The sequence below is a fragment of the Cupriavidus sp. DB3 genome (assembly GCF_020418465.1).
Taxonomy (GTDB): domain Bacteria; phylum Pseudomonadota; class Gammaproteobacteria; order Burkholderiales; family Burkholderiaceae; genus Cupriavidus; species Cupriavidus cauae.
Map to the genome: position 1 here is coordinate 750,537 of NZ_JAIZPL010000003.1, position 19,638 is coordinate 770,174.

A 19,638-nucleotide genomic window follows, 5' to 3' on the forward strand; every position below is an offset into this window, starting at 1 on the left:
CTCGCTCCCGATTCCGCTCCCGCCCATGGCCCAAGCCCAGTCGCGCTTTCGCCGCCGGCTGCTGCTGTACTACGGCCTGTTCACGCTCGGACTGTTCGGCTTCATCGGCATGATGGGGCTGCTCGAGCGATCCAATGCCGACGCGCTCTGGCTCGGCTACGTCTTTCTCTTCATCACCATCGCGATCTATGCCTGCATCGGGCTGATCTGCCGCACCGCGGACCTGCACGAATACTATGTCGCGGGCCGGCGCGTGCCCGCGATGTTCAACGGCATGGCGATCGCCGCCGACTGGATGAGCGCGGCGTCCTTCATCGGCCTGGCCGGCATCCTGTTCGCCTCGGGCTACGAGGGACTGGCCTATGTGATGGGCTGGACCGGCGGCTACTGCCTGGTGGCCTTCCTGCTTGCGCCGTATCTGCGCAAGTACGGCGGCTACACGATTCCCGATTTCCTCGCCGCGCGCTACGGCAACGGCAAGCCGGGCGGCAACCTGCCGGTGCGCGGCATCGCGGTGCTGGCCGCCTCGCTGTGTTCCTTCGTCTATCTGGTCGCGCAGATCCAGGGCGTCGGGCTGGTGGTCACGCGCTTCATCGGCGTCGACTTCGCCGTGGGCGTGTTCTTCGGCCTCGCGGGCATCCTGGTCTGTTCCTTTCTCGGCGGCATGCGCGCGGTGACCTGGACGCAGGTCGCGCAGTACATCGTGATGATCGTCGCCTTCCTGACCACGGTGTCGATGATCGCGTGGAAGCATCACGGCGAGGCGGTGCCGCAGCTGGGCTACGGCACGGTGCTGACCGACGTCGCGCAGCGCGAGCGCGAGCTGCTGCGCGATCCGGGCGAGCTGGCGGTGCGCGAACATTACCGGCAGCAGGCGATCGAGCTGCAGGAGCGCATCGCGCGGCTGCCGCAGTCCTTCGACGAGGTGCGCGACGGGCTCAATGCGCGGCTGCTGGAGCTGCGCGCCCGCAATGCGCCGCTGCGCGAGATCAAGGCGGTCGAGCGCGAGCGCGCCGACTATCCGGCGGACCCGGCCGCGGCCCTGCAGCAATGGACGCAGCAGCGCGAGGACGCGCTGGCGCGCAGCCAGCCGCCGGTGCCGGCCACCGAGCCCTATCCGTCGCCATCCGAGGCCGAGCGCAAGACCGAGCGGTTGAACTTCGTGCTGCTGACCTTCTGCCTGATGCTCGGTACCGCCAGCCTGCCCCATATCCTGACGCGGCTCTACACCACGCCGTCGGTCAAGGAGAGCCGCAATTCGGTGGCCTGGGCGGTGTTCTTCATCGCGCTGCTGTACGTCAGCGCGCCCACGCTGGCGGCGCTGGTCAAGTACCAGTTCCTGCATCATCTGGTGGGCACGCCCTATGCCGATCTGCCGGCGTGGGTCATGCAATGGCGCCGCATCGACCCGCCGGTGTTCGGCATCCGCGACGTCAATGGCGACGGCATCGTGCAGTGGGCCGAGGTGATGATCCAGCCCGACATGATCGTGCTGGCCGCGCCGGAAATCGCCGGACTGCCGTACGTGATTTCCGGGCTCGTCGCCGCCGGCGCGCTGGCCGCGGCGCTGTCGACCGCCGACGGGCTGCTGCTGACGATCGCCAACGCGCTGTCGCACGACGTCTTCTATCACATGGTCGATCGCGGCGCGAGCCAGCAGCGGCGCGTGACCACCGCCAAGATACTGCTGCTTGGCGTGGCCCTGTTCGCGGCCTACGTGACCTCGCTGCGGCCCGGCAACATCCTGTTCCTGGTCGGCGCGGCGTTCTCGCTGGCGGCGTCCAGCTTCTTCCCGGTGCTGGTGCTGGCGATCTTCTGGAAGCGCACCACCGCGGCCGGCGCTTTCGCCGGCATGCTGGCAGGGCTGTCGGTGTCGATCTACTACATCTTCGTCAACTACCCGTTCTTCACGCGGATGACCGGCATCTTCGGCGACCGCTGGTTCGGCGTCGATCCGATCGCCTCGGGCGCCTTCGGCGTGCCGGCGGGGTTTGCGGTCGCCATCGTGGTAAGCCTGCTGACGCGGCGCAATGCGCCGGTGATCGACCGCCTGGTGACCTATCTGCGCAAGGGCTAGCGCTCGCGCAGTGCCTCCGCGGCGCGGTTCAGCGGCTTGACCAGGTAGTCCATCACGGTGCGGCGGCCGGTGCGGATCTCCGCGGTCGCCACCATGCCCGGCAGGATCGGATGGCGCTTGCCGTCCTTCGTCTCCAGGAACGCATGCTGGGTCAGCACGTAGACGCGGTAGTAGTAGATGCGCCGGTCGACCTGGTCCTCGATGGTGTCGGGCGAGATGCGGTCCACCTTGGCCGGCAGCGTGCCGTAGATCGACGGCTCGAACGCGGTGATCTTGACCGTGGCCTCCTGGTTCGGATGGATGAAGGCGATGTCGCGCGGCGACAGCCGCGCCTCGATCAGCAGCTGGTCGCCCAGCGGCACGATTTCCATCAGCACGCCGCCCGGCGTGATCACGCCCCCGATGGTCGAGACGCGGATGTCCTTGACGATGCCGCGCGCGGGCGAGGTGATCGCGGTGCGCCGCAGCTGGTCGGCGCGTCCCTCGCGCACCTTCAGCAACGGGCCCAGGTCCGCCATCGTCTTGGCGTAATCGGCTTTCAGCGCGACGTAGTACTCGCTCTGCGTCGAATCGAGCTTGGTGGCGAACTCGGCCACCTTCTGCCGCAGCCGCAGGATCTCCACCTCGTTGGTGGCGCCGGTGCGCAGCAGCGGCAGCGCGATCTGCAGCTCCTGTTCGGCCAGGCGCAACTGCTGGCGCAGATTGGCGAGGTTCTCGCGGAAGGCGCGGCGGTTGGCGATGAACAGTTGCCGCTCGCGCTCGACCACGGCGGTGTCGCGCGCCAGCTCGGCGGGGAAGGCCACCGCGTCTGCGTCGTTCATCTCCGCGTGCAGCCGCGCGGCGCGCGCCTGCAGCGCGGCGATGCGCTCCAGCGTCTCCTCCATCGACGAGCGCGCCTGCACCGGGTCCAGCGTGGCCAGCTGCTGGCCGGCCTCGACCACGTCGCCTTCGCGTACCGCCAGTTCGGCGAGGATGCCGCCCTCCAGGCTCTGGATGATCTGGCCCTTGGAGGCCGGCGTCACCTTGCCTTCGCCGACCGCCACCTCGTCCAGGCTGGCGAAGGCGGACCACAGCAGGAAGGCGGCGATCGCGCCGATGCCCAGCCACAGCAGCAGGCGCGCGCCACCGGCGCCGTCTTCGAATCGCGCACGCATCGAGATCTTGTTCATGGGGCTACTCCGCGGCCGGGGCCGCGTGGGCGGGCGCCGGCGACGATGGTTGCGCGGATGGTTGTGTCGGCGGTTGGGCCGATGCCGCCGGCCGTGGCGGCGCCGTGCGCTTGAGCGCGGCCAGCACCTCGTCCTTCGGCCCGTCGCGCACGATGCGCCCGCGGTCGACCACGATGATGCGGTCGACCAGCGACAGCACCGGATAGCGATGCGTCGCCACGATCAGCGTGCGCCGGCCCATCCATTGCCGCATCCGTTCGATCACCGCGAGCTCGGTGCCCTCGTCCAGCGAAGCGGTCGGCTCGTCCAGCAGCAGCACCTGCGGGTCGCGCAGGAAGGTGCGGGCGAGGACCAGTACCTGCTTCTGGCCGCCGGACAGGCCAAGCCCGTTCTCGCGGATGCGCAGGTCCAGCCCGTGCGGCTGGTTCAGCAGCAACTGGTCGGCGCAGGCAATGCGCAGCGCGCGCAGCAGCTGCTCGTCGGTGGCCAGCGGATTGGCGATCAAGAGGTTGTCGCGCAGCGTGCCGTAGAAGGGGCTCGATTCCTGCAGCACGCTGCCGATGTCGCGGCGGATGTCGGCGACATCGATCAGTTCCATCGGCGTGTCATCGAGCACGATGCGGCCCTGCGTCGGCGAAGCCAGCCCGCCCGCGAGCCGCAGCAGCGTCGACTTGCCGGCGCCGACGCGCCCCAGGATCGCGATGCGCTCGCCCGGCGCGATGCGCAGCTGCGGGATCGTCAGCACCGGCCTTTCCTGCGGATCGAAGCTGAAGGCCACGTTCTCGAAGCGATAGCCGCCGCGCAGCACGGGCTTGTGATAGGCGTCCTTGTCGGGATCGTGGTCCACCGGCAGCCGCAGCAGCTCGTCCAGCGCCTTCTTGCCGACGCGCGCATTCTGGATGCGGCCCAGTACCGCCGGAATCTGCGCCAGCGGCGCGATGGTGCGGCTGGTCAGGATCGAGCAGGCCAGCACCGCGCCAAAGGAGAGATTGCCGTCGAGGATGCCGTAGACGCCGGCGATCACCACGCCGACATAGGCGATCTGCTGCACCGTCTGCGACACGTTGACCAGCAGCCCGGCGATGAAGCGCTGCTTCAGCCCGATCTCGCCGTTGACGTGGTTGGCCTGGTCCCACAGCCCGCGAAAGCGTGGCTCGGCCTGCAGCGACTTGATGTCCTCGGCGCGGTAGATCGATTCCATCAGGATCGCATTGCGCAGCGCGGCCTCGGCCATCCCTTCGCGCGACAGCCGGGCCAGCGGTATCTGCGCCAGCAGCCCCGGCAGGATCAGCAGCGGAATCGCCGCCAGCGGAATCACCACCAGCCAGCCGCCCAGCACCCAGATGATGAACAGGAAGGCGGCGACGAAGGGCAGGTCGATCAGCACGCCCAGCGTGCTCGAGGTCAGCAGCTCGCGCAGCTGTTCGAGGTCGCGCAGCTGCGCGATCAGCGTGCCGGGCGAGCGCGGCCGCGCATCGTTGCGGATATCGAGCACGCGGGCGAAGAACATCGCCGACAGCTTCATGTCGACGCGCTTGCCGAAATGATCGGTGATGGAGACGCGCGCGGTGCGGATCAGCAGCTCCAGCGCGAGGGCGAGCGCCACGCCCGAAGCCAGCACCCACAGCGTATGGAGCGAGCGCGCCGGCACCACGCGGTCCCACACCTGCATCGCGAACAGCGAGGTGCCGACCGCCAGCAGGTTGCCGAACAGCGAGCCCAGGCCGAGGTCCAGCATGGTGCGCCAGTGCGCGGTGAAGATGCCGGTCAGCCACGAGTCCGGCGCCGCGCGCAGATAGGCATCGAGCCGGTCGCCGCGGCGAGCGGTGCGCGCCTGCACCAGCAGCAGCTGGCCGCTCGCCTCGCGCGCCAGCGCGTCCAGCGTCAGGCTGCGCTCGACCGGCTTGCCGTCGAGCGGCAGCAGCAACGTGGCCACGCCGTTGACCACGGCGATCACCATGCCGACCTGCCGGCCCAGCGGCACCAGCACCGGCAGCATCACCGGCGACAGCGAGGCCGGCGGCAGCTCGACGAATTGCGCGGACAGACCGGCCGATGCGGCCAGCTCGACGATGGCGGTGTCGCGCTGCTGCTCGCCGCGCCCGACCCACGCCGCGGCATTGCGCAGCTGCTCGGGCGAGGCCTGCACGTTCAGCCGCCGCGCGGCGAGCAGCATCGCATCGATCCACGGCTGCAGCGTGGCATCGGCCTCGGGCTCGGCATGCTGCGAAGGCGCGGGCGCTGGCGCTGGCGGTGGCGTTTGCGATGGCATTTGCGATGGCATTTGCGATGGCGTATGCGGTGGCGTATGCGGTGGCGCTGACGCTGGCGTGTGCGGGGACTGCCCGGCGGCCTGCGCCAGCGCGCTCAACGGAGTGGGGTCATTCATCGCGTGCGCCTTCCTGCTGCCGCAGCAGCTCCACGAACTTGCCGACCGCGGCATACGCCTTGATGCGGGCGCGGATGCCGTCGGCCATGGCGTTGATCCATTCTTCCTCGGCGAGGAAGATCTCGCGGTCGCGCGTGATCACCTCGGTCAGCGAGCGCTTGTTCAGCATGTATTCCTGCCAGTACAGATTGCGCGACGAGCGCGACAGCTCGATCACGTTGCGGTAGCTGGCGAGCCGCGCGGCCGCGCCTTCCGCTTCGGTCTGCGCCGCGTACAGCGCGGTGCGCGTGCGCAGCCGCTGGTTTTCCAGCGCATCGGCGGCGGCGCGCTCCTGCGCCTGCGCGGCGGCGATGCGGTGCTGGGCGAGCCGGCCCAGCGAGAAGTCGCCGCGGATCGACAGGCCGACCCAGGTGTCGTCGTTGGCGTTGGCGCGTCCGGTCGACAGCGAGCGGCTGACGCCGACGCTGACCGAGGGATAGCGCTCGGCCTTGGCCAGATCGACGTTGGCGGCGGCCGCATCGACCGCCGCGCGTGCCGCCAGCACCGACGGCGTGTCGTCGATCTGGTCGTCGCGCCCGCCCCCGCCGTCGCGCGTGATCCGCTCGATCACGCCGCCGGTGTTGGCCAGGTCCGCCACCTGCTGCGGACGCGCGCCGATCAGCTCGGCCAGCTTGGTGGCCGCCACATCGAAGCGGTTGCGGGCCTTCAGCACCTCGGCGCTGGCGCGTAGCGTGGCTACCTCCGCCAGGTCCCGGTCGGACGACACCGACAGTCCCGCGCGCACGCGCTCGCCGATGCGGGCGCGCGTTTCGTTCATCGATTCCACCTGCCGTTGCGCGGCCGCGATCACGGCCTGGCTGGCGGCCAGTTCGACGAAGGTGTCGGCGGTATTGGCCGCCACCGTCTCGACGGTATCGGCGAGCTGATGCTGGCTCTTGCCCAGATTGGCGTCGGCCGCCGAGACCTTGCTGCGGGTGCGGCCGAAGTCGTATAGCAGCTGGCTGGCGCCGACCGAGGCGCGCGAGCCGAGATCGTTGCCGCCGCTGCCGAAGCTGCCGCCATAGCCGGGCTGCACGCCGTATTCGATCTTCGGATACCAGGCGGCCTTGGCCACGGAGATTTCGGAGAGGTTTTGCGTGACCACCGCGTTGGCGCGGCTGATGTCGGGATGGCGCGCGATCGCGATGCCGACCGCGTTGCGCAGCGTCAGGCCGTCGAGGGCGATGCGTTGCGGTGCCGAGGGGCCCGGCATGCCGGCCGAGCTTGCCGGGGCCGTGGACGTCGAAGCGGTATAGGGCGCGGCCGACGCCGGCCCGGAGCAGGGCAGCACCAGCAAGGTCAGCGCGGCCAGCGCGGCCGGCGCAGTAAAGGCGGACAGCGTCGCCGACGAGGGCGTAATGCGCAGCGTGTACCCGGCGGGAAGCCGGGAAAGGAGCGCGCGCTGCCGGGTCCGCGCTCCGTTGGCAAAGAAGGCCACGATGGATCTCAACAATGTCGGTTTCACGAAATCACCACGCTTCGCGGTGAAGGCTTTGACATGTGGCCACGCATCGGTCGCGAGGCAGCGTCGCGGCCGACGGGGTATTGCAGGGTGGATCGATGCGGTGGGGCGGGTCTCCTTGTCGTGGTGTGAATGCGGTGAGAGCGCGGCGAGAAAGCGTCTGGCGAAGCGGGCGGCGGAACGGGGGGACCGCCGCCCGCTTCGCTCAGACGAGAACCTGGCGATTGGCCAGCAGCGTCTCCAGATCGGTGTTGACGTTGGTCAGCGTGACCAGCGTCTCCGAGCCGAAGGCGGCGCCGGTACCGTCGCGGTCGATATGGATGACCGTATTGGTGCCGTCGTTGGTGACGCTGAGGTAGTCGCCGATGTTGTCGCCGTCGTCGATCGTCGCCACGCCGTTGACGTAGTGCGCCGGGCCATCGCCGTCGCCGGTGTAGCCGACCAGCAGGCTCGACAGGTCGATCACGTCGGATGCCGCCTGGCCCGGCGCGGTCCCCACCGTGAAGTCGGTGATGACGTCGCTGCCGTTGCCACCGGTACCGTCGTTGGCGGTGACCTCGTACAGGAACACGTCGCCGCCCGCGCCGCCGCTCATCGTGTCGTTGCCGGCGCCGCCGATCAGCAGGTCGTTGCCGTTGCCGCCGTTCAGCGTGTCGTTGCCCGCGCCGCCGCGCAGCAGGTCGTTGCCGTCGCCGCCGTTCAGCGTGTCGTCGCCGGCGTAGCCGTACAGGCGATCGCTGTTGCCGGTGCCATCGACCGTGTCGGCGGACGAGGTGCCTTCGACGATCGCGGTGGACTGGCTCGAGCCGAGCAGGCCGGCGAGTACCTCGGCGCTGGCGAGCTGGGTGGCGTTGGCGGTATCGGTCAACCCGGTGGTGTCGGTCGCGGTGATCGTGAAGTTCGACAGCAGGTCCAGGCTGACGCCCAGCAGCCCGCCTTCGATCGTCACCGAGCCGAGCAGCTCGTTGAGCCGCAGCGTATCGATCGGCCCGCCGTCGGCGGAAGTGATCGTCAGCGTCGACACTGCCGCGATCACGCCCAGGATGCCCGGGTCGTGCAGCGGAACCACGTTGATGCCCAGCTCCGCGGCAAGCTCGGCGTTGTATCCCAGCCGCTGCAGCGGCAGGCCGATCAGGCCGCCGTAGCGCAGCACCACCTGCTGGATGTTGTTGTTGTAGTCGCTCGCGCCGAACACCTGCTGCGAGCTCAGGTCGATCAGGCCCAGCACATTGGCGTCGACGATGCCGAGCAGCCCGCCCGATTCCTGCGCCGACACCTCCGGAGCGACATTGGTGGAGATCGTGAAGGTCTGCGTGTCGCTGCTCGCGCCGATATTGCCGGCGGCATCGATCAGCCGCACCGTCACCGAGTGGTTGCCGTCGGCGAACTGGTGATTGGGTGCCGACCACGACCAGCTGGTGCCGTTGACAGTGGCCTGCGTCCAGGTGGTGCCGCCGTCGTAGCTGACCTCGACGCGGTCGCCGTCGGCCAGCGGAGCGCTGAGCGTTCCCGAGAAGGTCGGCGCGGTATCGCCGGTGGTCCAGTCGCCCGCGGTGCCCGTGTCGTCCGTCATGCCGGTGATGGCGAGCGTCGCGGCCGGTGCCGCGGTATCGATGGTCAGATCGAAGGCCGTGCTGCTGCCGCTGGCATTGCCCGCCGCGTCGGTGGCGACCGCCGTCAGCGAATAGCTGCCGTCGGCCAGCGCCGTGGTCGGCGTGAAGGACCAGTTGCCGGTGCCATCGGCGGTCGCCGTGCCGACCAGCGTGGTGCCGTTGAAGATGCGCACGGTGCTGTTGGCCTCGGCTGTGCCCGCGATGGTCGGCGTGCCATCGTTGGTGCTGCCGCCGGAGGTCAGCGGGCCGCTGGCCGGGTCGACATCATCGGTCACGCTGACGATGACCGGCACGATTGGCGCCACGGCGTCGACCGTCGCGCTGCCCGGCGCGCTGGTGTTGCCGGCGGCGTCGGTGGCGGTGGCGCTGACGACGGTACCGTCGGCCAGCGGGGCGGTCGGCGTATAGGTCCAGTTGCCACTGCCGTCGGCGGTAACGGTGGCATCGGGCGTGCCGTCGCCATTGGTGTCGATCGCGATCGTGCTGTTGGCCTCGGCGGTGCCTTCGATCACCGTGCCGTTGGTCGGCGCGATGACCGGCGCGGCCGGCGGCACGGCATCCACGGTCGCGGTGGCCGGCGCGCTGGTGTTGCCGACGGCATCGCGTGCCGTGACGCTGACGACGGTGCCGTCGGGCAGCGGGGTCGGCGGCGTATAGGTCCAGTTGCCGCCGCCGTCGGCCGTGACCGTGGCCTCGGGCGTGCCGTCGCCATCGGTGTCGATGTCGACGGTGCTGTTCGCTTCGGCGGTGCCCTCGAGCAGCGTGCCATCGGTCGGTGCGATGGTCGGCACGCCCGGCGGCAGCGCATCGACCGTGGTGGTCGCCGGGGCGCTGACGTTGCCGGCGGCATCGCTTGCCGTGACGTTGACCACGGTGCCGTCGGCCAGCGGAGTAGTCGGCGTATAGGTCCAGTTGCCGCTGCCGTCGGCCGTCACCGTGGCGTCGGCGGTGCCGTCGCCGTCGGTGTCGATATTGACGGTGCTGTTCGCATCCGCCGTGCCCTGCAGCAGCGTGCCGTCGGTGGGCTGGACCGTCGGCGTGCCCGGCGCCACCGCATCGACGGTGGCGCTGCCTGGCGCGCTGGTGTTGCCGGCGGCGTCGGTGGCCGTCGCGCTGACGACGGTGCCGTCGGCCAGCGGGGTGGTCGGCGTATAGGTCCAGTTGCCGCTGCCATCGGCGGTGACGGTGGCGTCGGGCGTGCCGTCGCCATTGGTGTCGATCGCGATCGTGCTGTTGGCCTCGGCGGTGCCTTCGATCACCGTGCCGTTGGTCGGCGCGATGACCGGGGCGGCCGGTGCGACCGAATCGATGGCGATGGTGGCCGGTGCGCTGGCGTTGCCGGCGGCATCGGTCGCCGTCACGCTGATGGTCGTGCCATCGGCGATCGGCGTCGTCGGCGCATAGCTCCAGTTGCCGCTGCCATCGGCGGTCACGGTGGCATCGGGCGTGCCGTCGCCATCGGTGTCGATGGCGATGCTGCTGTTGGCCTCCGCGGTGCCGGCGATGGTGCCGCCATTGGCTGTGGTGATGACCGGGGCGGCCGGCGGAGCGGTGTCGACCGTGAAGTCGAACGCGCCGCTGGCCGGGCTGATGTTGCCCGCCGCGTCGGTGGCGACTGCCGTCAGCGAGTAGCTGCCGTCGGCCAGCGGCGTGGTCGGCGAGAAGGTCCAGTTGCCGCTGCCGTCGGCGGTCGCCGTGCCGATCAGCGTGGTGCCGTTGAAGATCTGCACGGTGCTGTTCGCTTCCGCGGTACCGGCGATCGTCGGCGTGGCGTCGTTGGTGCTGTCGCCGGAGGTCAGCGGCGCGGAGACTGGATCGACATCGTCGACGACGGTGTCGATCGAAGGCGCGCTCGGTGCCGCGGCGTCGACGGTCTCCGTGGCCGGCGCGCTGGTATTGCCGGCGGCATCGGTGGCGGTGACCTCGACGACGGTGCCGTCGGCCAGCGGCGCGGTCGGCGTATAGGTCCAGTTGCCGTCGCCGTCGGCGGTGACCGTGGCATCGGCCGTACCGTCGCCGTTGGTGTCGATATTGACGGTGCTGTTGGCTTCGGCGGTGCCCTGCAGCAGCGTGCCGTTGGTCGGTGCGATCGTCGGGGTGCCCGGTGCCACCGCATCGACAGTGGCGGTGGCCGGTGCGCTGGCGTTGCCGGCGGGATCGGTGGCGGTGACACTGACCGTCGCGCCATCGGCCAGCGGCGTGGTCGGCGTGTAGGTCCAGTTGCCTGCACCGTCGGCGGTGACCGTGGCGTCGGGCGTGCCGTCGCCGTTGGTGTCGATGGCGATGGTGCTGTTCGCGTCCGCGGTGCCGGCGATCGTGTTGCCGTTGGCCTGCACGATGACCGGAACGGCCGGCGGCGCGGTATCGACCGTCAAGTCGAATGCCGTGCTGGCCGGGCTGGTGTTGCCGGCCGCATCGGTCGCGGTGGCCGTCAGCGAGTAGCTGCCGTCGGCCAGCGGCGTGGTCGGCGTGAACGTCCAGTTGCCGCTGCCGTCGGCGACGACGGTGCCCAGCAGCGTGGTGCCGTTGAAGATCTGGACCGTGCTGTTGGCTTCCGCGGTGCCGGCGATCGTCGGCGTGGCGTCGTTGGTGCTGCCGCCAGAGGTCAGCGGGCCGCTGACCGGGTCGGCGTCGTCGGTGACGCTGGCGATGGCCGGTGCAGTCGGCGCGACGGAGTCGATGGTGGCGGTGACGGGCGCGCTGCCGTTGCCGGCGGCATCGATAGCGGTCACGCTGACGACGGTGCCGTCGGGCAGCGGCGTGGCCGGCGTGTAGCTCCAGTTGCCGCTGCCGTCGGCGGTGACGGTGGTATCGGGCGTGCCGTCGCCATTCAGGTCGATCGCGATCGTGCTGCCGGCTTCGGCCGTGCCGGCCAGCGTGGTGCCGTTGGCCTGGGAGATGGCGGGCGCGGCCGGCGGCGCCGTATCGACCGTGATGATGAAGGCGGTACCGGGACCGCTGACATTGCCGACCGCATCGGTGGCCGTGGCGGTCAGCGAATAGTTGCCGTCGGCCAGCGGCGTGGTCGGCGTGAAGGTCCAGTTGCCGCTGCCGTCGGCGACGACGGTGCCCAGCAGCGTCGTGCCGTTGAAGATCTGCACGGTGCTGTTCGCTTCGGCGGTACCGGCGATCGTCGGCGTGGTGTCGTTGGTGCTGCCGCCCGAAGTCAGGGGCCCGCTGACCGGATCGGTGTCGTCGGTGACGCTGGAAATCGCGGGCGCGGCGGGGGCGGCCGCGTCGACGGTCGTGGTCGCCGGGCCGCTGGTATTGCCGGCCGGGTCGGTCGCGACCACGGTCACCGTGGTGCCGTCCGGCACCGGCGAGGTCGGCGTGTAGGTCCAGTTGCCGCCGCCGTCGGTGACGACCGTCGCATCGGGCGTGCCGTCGCCGTTCAGGTCGATGCCGACCGTGCTGCCGGCCTCGGCGGTACCGCTCAGCGAGGTGCCATTGGTCGGGTTGACGGTTGGGGTGGCTGGCGGCTGGGCGTCGACCGTCGTCGTGGCCGGCTCGCTGGTGTTGCCGGCGGGGTCGGTCGCGACCACGGTCACGGTGGTGCCGTCGGGCAGCGGCGAGGTCGGGGTGTAGGTCCAGTTGCCGTTGCCGTCGGCGATGACGGTGGCATCCGGCGTGCCGTCGCCGTTCAGGTCGATGCCGACCGTGCTGCCGGCCTCGGCGGTACCGCTCAGGGTCGCGCCATTGGAGGGGTTGAGCGTCGGCGTGGCCGGCGCCGTGGTGTCCACCGCCAGGTCGATCACCGTGGGCTCGCTGGTCTTGCCATCGGCGCCGGTCTGCGTGACGACGATCTGATGCTGGCCGGCGGCCAGCGCCGGCGGCGTGTAGCTCCAGTTGCCGTTCGCGTCGGCGTTGACGGTCACCGGCGGCTGGCCATCGATCGAGATCTGGATGCGGCCGTTGGGTAGGGCACCGGTGCCCTGCAGCGTCGGCGTGGCGTCGTTGGTTGCGCTGCCGTTGGCGATCGTTCCCGTCACCGGAGACTGGTCGTCCAGCAGGCTGACGGTCGGACGACCGGGCGCCGGCCGGCTGTCATCGCCGCCGCCGCCGCCACCGCCCGCTGCCGCCGCGATCACGCCGGCGCCCGCCGCCAGGCCGAGGATGCCCAGCAGCGCCGCGCTGCTGTCGGCGATCGGCTCGTAGACCACCGCCGATTCGAGGACATTGTCGCCGCCTGCCATCAGGGCCTGGTCGAACGTGGCCAGCCAGCGCGCATCGTCCTGGACGAACACCAGATTGTTGAAGTTCACGCCATTGGCGAAGAAGCCCTGGATGCGCAGCGTCTGTCCATCCTTGAACTCGATCAGCAGGTCGTTGCCTTCGCGCGCATAGTTGGCGACGTTGTCCTTGTTGCCTGCGACCAGGAAATTGGCGGCACCCTCGGGCGCCGCGATGGTCTTGGTCCCGACGGGCACCGCGACATCGATGTGGTTTTGCAGAACTGCTGACGAAGCCATGCCTATCTCCTTGGGTCGATCGAGATTACTGCTCGCTATTGGAGATGCAGCGTATAAGTGATTCGCAAGTGGCGATATGGCTCTGTCTGTTCGGTAAGCGATATAGTGCGTGCGATTGATATGGTTTGCGTTTTTTTGATAATGAATCGCCTGGCAGTCATTAATACCACGGGGTGGTTTTAAAGAAAAAATACCCCTACGCCGGTAGGCGAAGGGGTATTAGTATTCGATTCTATTAATTCTGATTTAAACCGTATTTATTTGGCTGGCGACAATTAACCTCGACAATTGCCGTCAATCGCCGCGACGGGTCTCGGAAGGCGTTTCGCCGAAGGCCATGCGATAGTCCCTGGCGAATTGTCCGAGATGGCTGAAGCCCCAGCGCCGCGCGATGTCGGCGATCGACTGTTCCGCGCCGGCGGTCCGCAGGTCGGCGTGGGCGCCCTCCAGGCGCACCCGCTTCACGTAACCCATCGGCGTGAAGCCCTTGAACTTGGCAAAGCCCGCCTGCAGCGTGCGGATGCTGACGCGGGCGGCGTTGGCGATGTCGGCCAGGCCGAGCGCCGCGGTGGCGTTGGCGTGGATGTACTCGATCGCCCGGCGCACATGGCGCGGCGAAGGGCCGGTATGCCGGCGCGCCATGTAGACCGAGTAGTTGTGCGGGATCTCCTTGAGCATGGCGAAGATCACGGCGTCCTGCACGCTCTGCACGATGTCCGGGGCGATGGCGTGCGGGCCGCCATCCGCATTGAAATAGCGCCGCGCCGCCCGCACCAGCTCGCCCGCAAAGCGCACGCCGGAAGGCACGCTGTCTCCCGCCGGCAAGAATTTCACGCGGTGCGGCACCGGGCGTTCGATCGACTGCGACAGCCGGCCGTGGAGGCGGGCCGCATCGATCAGGATGGTTTCGTAGCGGCCCGGACCGAAGCTCCAGGCGGTGACGCGCCTGGCGTCGACGACGGCCGCGCCGGCTGGCAAGGGCTGCAGCGCGTCCTGATCGGCCGCCAGGGCGAGCTGCCCTTCGGCGTGGGTGACCAGCACATAGCCGTCGGTCTGGCAAGGCAGCCGCAGGCAAAGCGTGGTGTCGGTGACCAGCGTATGCACGGCCATGCCGTCGAGATAGTCGATCTGGATTTCGAGCCTGGGCCGGCTGCCATCGGCCTCGATCGTGATGCCGGGATAGTGGCGAGCGAGCCAGTCCTGCGCCTGCGCGCAGCTGGACGCGATGATTGCGTCCGTTCCAATGCGGGTTTGAGCCATACGCCAGTTCTGTCCTGCCAAAAAACGAGCGCACGCCGGGACGGCGAACGCTACAGGCGATCCCACAAAGGGCCGCGGCAAAACCGCGGCAAAACGGGTTGGCTGAATCAGGCGATGGCGACAGACCGCGACAATGACCCTGGATATTCCATGGCAATGGAATATCCATCAATTGGCATGGGCTGCGCCCGGATGCCCCCCCGGAATTCTCTGGTCAAGACTGGCGCTGGAATTCGATCTGGCCGCTGCAATGAAATGACCGCGCGGTTTCGTCGAACTTCCGATTGCCGGTTGCTTGATTTTAGTTTTGTTTAAATCGATATTTACTGATAACTTAAATCGATTGTTATTAGAGTACTGCAGTTTTTACAAATTATGGTCGCTTCCAACGCACTTTTGAAAGTGCTTACATTTGTTTGCACTTGGTAGGGTGCCGGTAGGGTGTTGGTAGGGTGCGCGCAGGGTGTGCAGGTAGGGCGCAGGCCGGTTGCGTCAGCGCAAGAGGAAAGGCGCGGAAGCGGTCAAGGCGCGCGAAGGCGCCCGCATTTCAATGCGTGACCGACTTCGACCACAGATTGATGACCAGCACGCCGGCCATGATCAGCGCGATGCCGAGCAGCGCCGGCAGATCGAGCCGCTGGCCGAACAGCAGCCACGCCGCCACCGACACCAGCACGATGCCGACGCCGGACCAGATCGCGTAGGCGATGCCGATCGGCACGCTGCGCAGCGTCAGCGACAGACAGAAAAACGCGATCGCATAGCCGGTCACGACGACCAGCGAGGGCAGGGGACGGGTAAAGCCGGCGGCGGCCTTGAGGGCCGTGGTGGCAATGACTTCGGCGACGATGGCGATGGACAGGTAGATCCAGTGCATGGGATGGCGTGGTGTCGTGTATCGACGGAGCGCCAAGCATAGCAGCGGTGCCCTGTCCCCCCTTGCTGCATGGCGTGGCGCGCGGCAAGACGCACGGCGGCGATACGCCCCTGTGCGGCGCGGCTCAGCGCTGCTCAAGGCCGTGCCGCCGATGCCATTGCGCCAGCGTTTCCTCGGGCCACTGTGCGCAATGCACATGTCCCTTCCCGCTCGGCACTTCGACCCACGACGCCGCGGAGTCGAGCTCCGCTTCGACGATCTCCGGCGGGCGCGGCAGCGGCGTATCGATGGCCGACGCATGCGGATAGACGCGCTCGGGCTCGTCCGGGGTACGTATCCACAATGCGCTGCCGCACTTGGTACAGAAGTGCCGCTCCATCGGCGATCGCCTGGCGCGTTTGCCGGGCTCACGCATCACGGCGTGATAGATGCCGATATGCTGCCGGCCGCGTATGCGCAAGGTGTCGTTCAGCGCGCCGATGTTCGCGGCATAACCGCCCGCGCCCGCGGTCTTGCGGCAGATCGAGCAGTAGCAATGCAGATAGGGGTAGGGCCAGGGCGATTCCACGCTGAAGCGGACCGCGCCGCAGTGACAGGAGCCTTCGAGATGCATGCGACCTCCCATGGGGTAGGGCGAGCGTCGCCGATGCGTTGCCCGCCGTTGCTGCCATTGGATTTTGCATGACATCGAACCCGTATTCGAGCCCTTGTTCGGGCCCATGCTCGCGCGCTGGTTGGAGGCTCGATTCGCGCCCTATCCGAATCGCGCAGGATCGTAGGGCCGCGGATCGACGTAAGGCGTCTCGCCGTCGATCAGCTCGGCGAGCAGCCGCGCGGTCGCAGGGCCGAGCGTGAAGCCCTGATGCGCATGACCGAAATGGAACCACAGGCCGCGATGGCGCGGGGCGCGGCCGACCACGGGCCGCATGTCGGCCACGCAGGGCCGCGCGCCCATCCAGGGTTGCGCTTCCACCGGCGCGCCGAGATCGACGAGGTCGCTTGCGTAGCGCTCGGCCGCCGCCAATTGCACCGGCGTCGGCGGCGCGTCGTGGTGCGCGAATTCCGCACCCGTGGTCAGGCGAAGACCGCGCCGCATCGGCGCCAGCACGAAGCCGCGCTCCGCGTCGAGCAGCGGCAGCGACGGCATGCGCGCGCTGGCGTAGTGCCGGTGGTAACCGCGCTTGATGAACAGCGGCAGCCGATACCCGAGCGGCCGCGTCAGCGCTGACGCCCACGGCCCCAGCGCAATGACGGCCTGGGCGGCAGACAGCGGACCGGCGTCGGTCATCACGCGCCAGCCGCTGCCGTCGGCCTGCAGCGTCGCGGCATCGCCTCGGCGCACGATGCCGCCTTGGCGCGCGAACAGCGCGGCGTAGCGCTGCACCAGTTCGCCGGGATCGCTGACGGTCCACGGGTCGCGCCAATGGATCGCGCCGGCGAGTCCGCCACGCAGCGCGGGCTCTGCGGTCCGCAGCGCGGCACCGTCGAGCACGGCGCAATCGAGCCCATGCTCGCGCGCCACGATCGTCGCGCTGCGCACCGTGTCGTCGAACGCGCGTTGGCTGCGGTATGCCTCCAGCCATCCCGCCTTGCTGACGAGATGGTCCGCGCCGGCGGCGGCGATCCACTTTTCGTGTTCGCTGACGCAGTGCCTGACCAATGCCGCATAGGCGGCGATCGTGCCGGCGTAGCGGTCCGGTGCCGATTCGCGCCAGTACCGGGCCAGCACGGGCAACAGGCGCAGCATCGCACCGGGGTGGTAGTGCACGTCGTTGCCCCGGCGGGCGATCACACGCAGGATCGTCTTCCAGTCGCGCGGGAACGCATACGGCTGCACCGCCTCGCGCTGGATGAAGCCCGCATTGCCGTAGGAGGTTTCGGTGCCCGGCGCGGCGCGATCGACGAGGACGACATGATGCCCGCGATGGCGCAGGGCCAGGGCGGTGCTGACACCGACCATGCCGGCGCCGAGAACGAGGATTTCCTGTGACATGAAGGCAGCGACTCGCGGGAAAGGTGGATCGGGAGGATGAGCTGGGTCAGATGGATCAGCTGGGTCAGATGGTTCAGGTGATCAGGTTCGTACCTGGATTTTCGCCGCGCCGCGCCTGCGTGAAGGCATGCGGCACGCGCAATATTCCGAATCCTCGATTGCGGTTTTGGCAATCACGAATTTGGAAACTCGATCAGTCCCCGCCGCAGATGGTCGACGAAGGCGCGCGCGGCCGGCGGCAGCTTGCGGTTGGCCAGCGTCTGCACCTCGATCTGCCGCTCGTTCATCTCGCGGTCGCGCAGCGGCACCGCGGCGATGGTGCCGGCCTTGAGCCTGCCGCGGATCGATACCTCGCCGTAGAAACAGATCGCGCCGCCGCCGGCCGCCGCGAAGCTGACCAGGGAATCAAGCTGGTTGCTGGAGAACACCGTCTGGTAGCGCAGGCCCTGCCGGCTGCAGCCGGCATCGAGCAATTGCCGCACGGAGCTGTCCTTGGGCGGCAGCGCCAGCGGATAGGTGGCGACCTGCGCGAGCGACAGTTGCCGATGCCGCGCCAGCGGATGGTCCGGCGCCATCACGGCCAGCACCGGAGCGGGGTGCCGCAGCTCCACGTGGATTTCCGGCTCGGGCAACCACGCCAGCGTGATGCCGATATCCGCTTCGCCGTCGCGGATGCGACGCGCGATATCGCCCTGCGGACAGACCTCGAGCTCGAAGTGAATGCCCGCATGGGTCTCGCGAAAACTGGCGGCCAGATTCGGCAGGAATTCGTGCGCGATGCCCTCGACGGCAGCGAGCCGCACGCGCCCGACGCGAAGACCACGCAGCGCCTGAATATCGCCGGCCACGCGCTCGATGTCCTGCTGCGAACGCTTGGCGAATGCAGCCAGCAGCTCGCCCGCGGCATTGGGGACGAGGCCGCGCGCGCGCCGGTCGAACAGCAGCGTGTCCAGTTCGCTTTCGAGCTTGGCGATCTGCCGGCTGACGGCCGATGGCGCGACGTTCAGCTTGATCGCCGCATCCTTGACCGAGCCGGTGCGAACCACTTCGAGGAAGTAGCGTACCGCGGTCTCCTGCAGGGCCCGATAGGACATGGGATATCGAGGTGAAAAAGGGGAAAAGGGTCGCGGGCGTCCTGGGGAAAACCCGCTCGGGGATTGCGCCAAGGATTGCCGTTTCGGCAATCGACTGTTCGAAACATTGCGACGATTCTATGCGAAGTTTGACATTAGGATGACATCGAACCGACCCGCTTATGCCGGCGTTGCCCTGGATTCCTACGAGAGAGCATCCCATGCGTTCTTCCTCACCCGTCCGTTTGCTGTTTGCCGCCACCGGCCTGGCGCTCGTTGCGATGGCGCCGTCGGCCGCGTCGGCGCAGGGCAGCTTCCCCGCCAAGCCGATCCAGCTGGTGTTGCCGTTCCCGCCCGGCGGCGCCACCGACGTGGTGGGGCGCATCGTCGCGCAGAAGCTCGGCGAACGGCTGGGCAAGACCATCGTGGTCGAGAACCGGCCGGGCGCCGGTACCGTGGTCGGTGCCAGCTATGTCGCCAAGGCCGCGCCGGACGGCTACACGCTGCTGGCCAGTTCCGGCACGACGTTCACGGTCAATCCCGCGGTCTATCCGAAGCTGCCGTACGATCCGCAGAAGAACTTCGAACCGATCGGCGTGATCGGCGTCACCGGCCTGATCCTGCTGGCCAACCGCGATGTACCGGTGAACAATCTGAAGGAGTTCGTGGCCGCGGCGAAGAACGAGCCCGGCAAGTACTCGTACGGTTCGTTCGGCGCCGGTACCACCGCGCATTTTGCCGGCGAGCAGTTGCTCAATCTGACGGGCGCGAAGATGCTGCACGTGCCGTACAAGGGCAGCGCGCCTGCGATGACCGATCTGATCGGCGGCCAGATTCCGTTCAGCATCGACACTGTGGCGGCGGCGATCCCGCAGGTGCGCGCGGGCAAGGTCAAGGCCATCGCGGTGACGACGGCCAAGCGCTCGTCGCTGCTGCCCAATGTGCCGACCGTTGCCGAGGGCGGCTATCCCGGCATGGACGCCAGCACATGGATCGCGCTGATGGCGCCGCGCGGCCTGCCGGCCGAGGTGCACGCGAAGCTGGAGAAGGCGCTGGCCGATACGATCGCCGACCCCGACACGCGCAAGAAGCTGGCCGACAACGGCATCGAGCCGTCGTTCGCAACGGGCAAGCAGGTCAGCGCGATGATCGAGAAGGAAATTCCGCAGATGCGAGCCATCGCGCAGCGCGCCAACATCAAGCTCGACTGACCCGCC

11 protein-coding genes are annotated in these 19,638 nt (G+C 68.6%); 2 read left to right on the forward strand and 9 right to left on the reverse strand.

Going from position 1 to position 19,638, the window contains the following annotated elements:
- Nucleotides 1-25: 25 nt before the first annotated feature.
- On the forward strand, nt 26-2,077 hold the full coding sequence (locus tag K7G19_RS12950; RefSeq protein ID WP_149317062.1) for a sodium:solute symporter family protein: 2,052 nt from the start codon (nt 26-28) through the stop codon (nt 2,075-2,077).
- Here K7G19_RS12950 and K7G19_RS12955 read toward each other — a convergent pair.
- From K7G19_RS12955 to K7G19_RS12995, 9 genes are all read right to left on the reverse strand, one after another.
- Nucleotides 2,074-3,246, reverse strand: a complete 1,173-nt coding sequence (locus tag K7G19_RS12955) for an HlyD family efflux transporter periplasmic adaptor subunit (RefSeq protein WP_226107565.1) — start codon at nt 3,244-3,246, stop codon at nt 2,074-2,076. The genes K7G19_RS12950 and K7G19_RS12955 overlap by 4 nt on opposite strands.
- Nucleotides 3,247-3,250: 4 nt before the next feature.
- On the reverse strand, nt 3,251-5,518 hold the full coding sequence (locus tag K7G19_RS12960; RefSeq protein WP_226107566.1) for a type I secretion system permease/ATPase: 2,268 nt from the start codon (nt 5,516-5,518) through the stop codon (nt 3,251-3,253).
- Between the two features lie 109 nt (nt 5,519-5,627).
- Nucleotides 5,628-7,112: a TolC family protein gene (locus K7G19_RS12965; RefSeq protein ID WP_226107567.1), complete on the reverse strand. Its 1,485-nt coding sequence runs from the start codon at nt 7,110-7,112 to the stop codon at nt 5,628-5,630.
- Between the two features lie 229 nt (nt 7,113-7,341).
- Entirely contained in the window at nt 7,342-13,218 is a 5,877-nt protein-coding gene (locus K7G19_RS12970) for an Ig-like domain-containing protein (protein ID WP_226107568.1), read from the reverse strand.
- A gap of 294 nt (nt 13,219-13,512) precedes the next feature.
- Entirely contained in the window at nt 13,513-14,478 is a 966-nt protein-coding gene (locus K7G19_RS12975) for a helix-turn-helix transcriptional regulator (protein ID WP_226107569.1), read from the reverse strand.
- A gap of 547 nt (nt 14,479-15,025) precedes the next feature.
- Complete coding sequence (locus tag K7G19_RS12980) at nt 15,026-15,355, reverse strand: multidrug efflux SMR transporter (protein WP_149319773.1); 330 nt, start codon at nt 15,353-15,355, stop codon at nt 15,026-15,028.
- A gap of 124 nt (nt 15,356-15,479) precedes the next feature.
- Complete coding sequence (locus K7G19_RS12985; protein WP_149319774.1) at nt 15,480-15,968, reverse strand: GFA family protein; 489 nt, start codon at nt 15,966-15,968, stop codon at nt 15,480-15,482.
- 141 nt (nt 15,969-16,109) lie between these two features.
- Nucleotides 16,110-17,348 carry an FAD-binding oxidoreductase gene (locus K7G19_RS12990; protein ID WP_226107570.1) on the reverse strand — a complete coding sequence of 413 codons (1,239 nt, stop codon included), beginning with the start codon at nt 17,346-17,348 and terminating at the stop codon, nt 16,110-16,112.
- Between the two features lie 173 nt (nt 17,349-17,521).
- Complete coding sequence (locus tag K7G19_RS12995) at nt 17,522-18,442, reverse strand: LysR family transcriptional regulator (protein WP_226107571.1); 921 nt, start codon at nt 18,440-18,442, stop codon at nt 17,522-17,524.
- Between the two features lie 200 nt (nt 18,443-18,642).
- Between K7G19_RS12995 and K7G19_RS13000 the strand changes: the two genes are divergently transcribed.
- Entirely contained in the window at nt 18,643-19,632 is a 990-nt protein-coding gene (locus tag K7G19_RS13000) for a tripartite tricarboxylate transporter substrate binding protein (RefSeq protein ID WP_226107572.1), read from the forward strand.
- The last annotated feature ends 6 nt before the right edge of the window (nt 19,633-19,638 follow it).

Coding starts and splice junctions, on each gene's coding strand:
- K7G19_RS13000 (WP_226107572.1), top strand. CDS start 18,643: ATGCGTTCTTCCTCACCCGTCCGTTTGCTGTTTGCCGCCACCGGCCTG.
- K7G19_RS12950 (WP_149317062.1), top strand. CDS start 26: ATGGCCCAAGCCCAGTCGCGCTTTCGCCGCCGGCTGCTGCTGTACTAC.
- K7G19_RS12970 (WP_226107568.1), bottom strand. CDS start 13,218: ATGGCTTCGTCAGCAGTTCTGCAAAACCACATCGATGTCGCGGTGCCC.
- K7G19_RS12980 (WP_149319773.1), bottom strand. CDS start 15,355: ATGCACTGGATCTACCTGTCCATCGCCATCGTCGCCGAAGTCATTGCC.
- K7G19_RS12955 (WP_226107565.1), bottom strand. CDS start 3,246: ATGAACAAGATCTCGATGCGTGCGCGATTCGAAGACGGCGCCGGTGGC.
- K7G19_RS12960 (WP_226107566.1), bottom strand. CDS start 5,518: ATGCCATCGCAAACGCCACCGCCAGCGCCAGCGCCCGCGCCTTCGCAG.
- K7G19_RS12995 (WP_226107571.1), bottom strand. CDS start 18,442: ATGTCCTATCGGGCCCTGCAGGAGACCGCGGTACGCTACTTCCTCGAA.
- K7G19_RS12985 (WP_149319774.1), bottom strand. CDS start 15,968: ATGCATCTCGAAGGCTCCTGTCACTGCGGCGCGGTCCGCTTCAGCGTG.
- K7G19_RS12975 (WP_226107569.1), bottom strand. CDS start 14,478: ATGGCTCAAACCCGCATTGGAACGGACGCAATCATCGCGTCCAGCTGC.
- K7G19_RS12990 (WP_226107570.1), bottom strand. CDS start 17,348: ATGTCACAGGAAATCCTCGTTCTCGGCGCCGGCATGGTCGGTGTCAGC.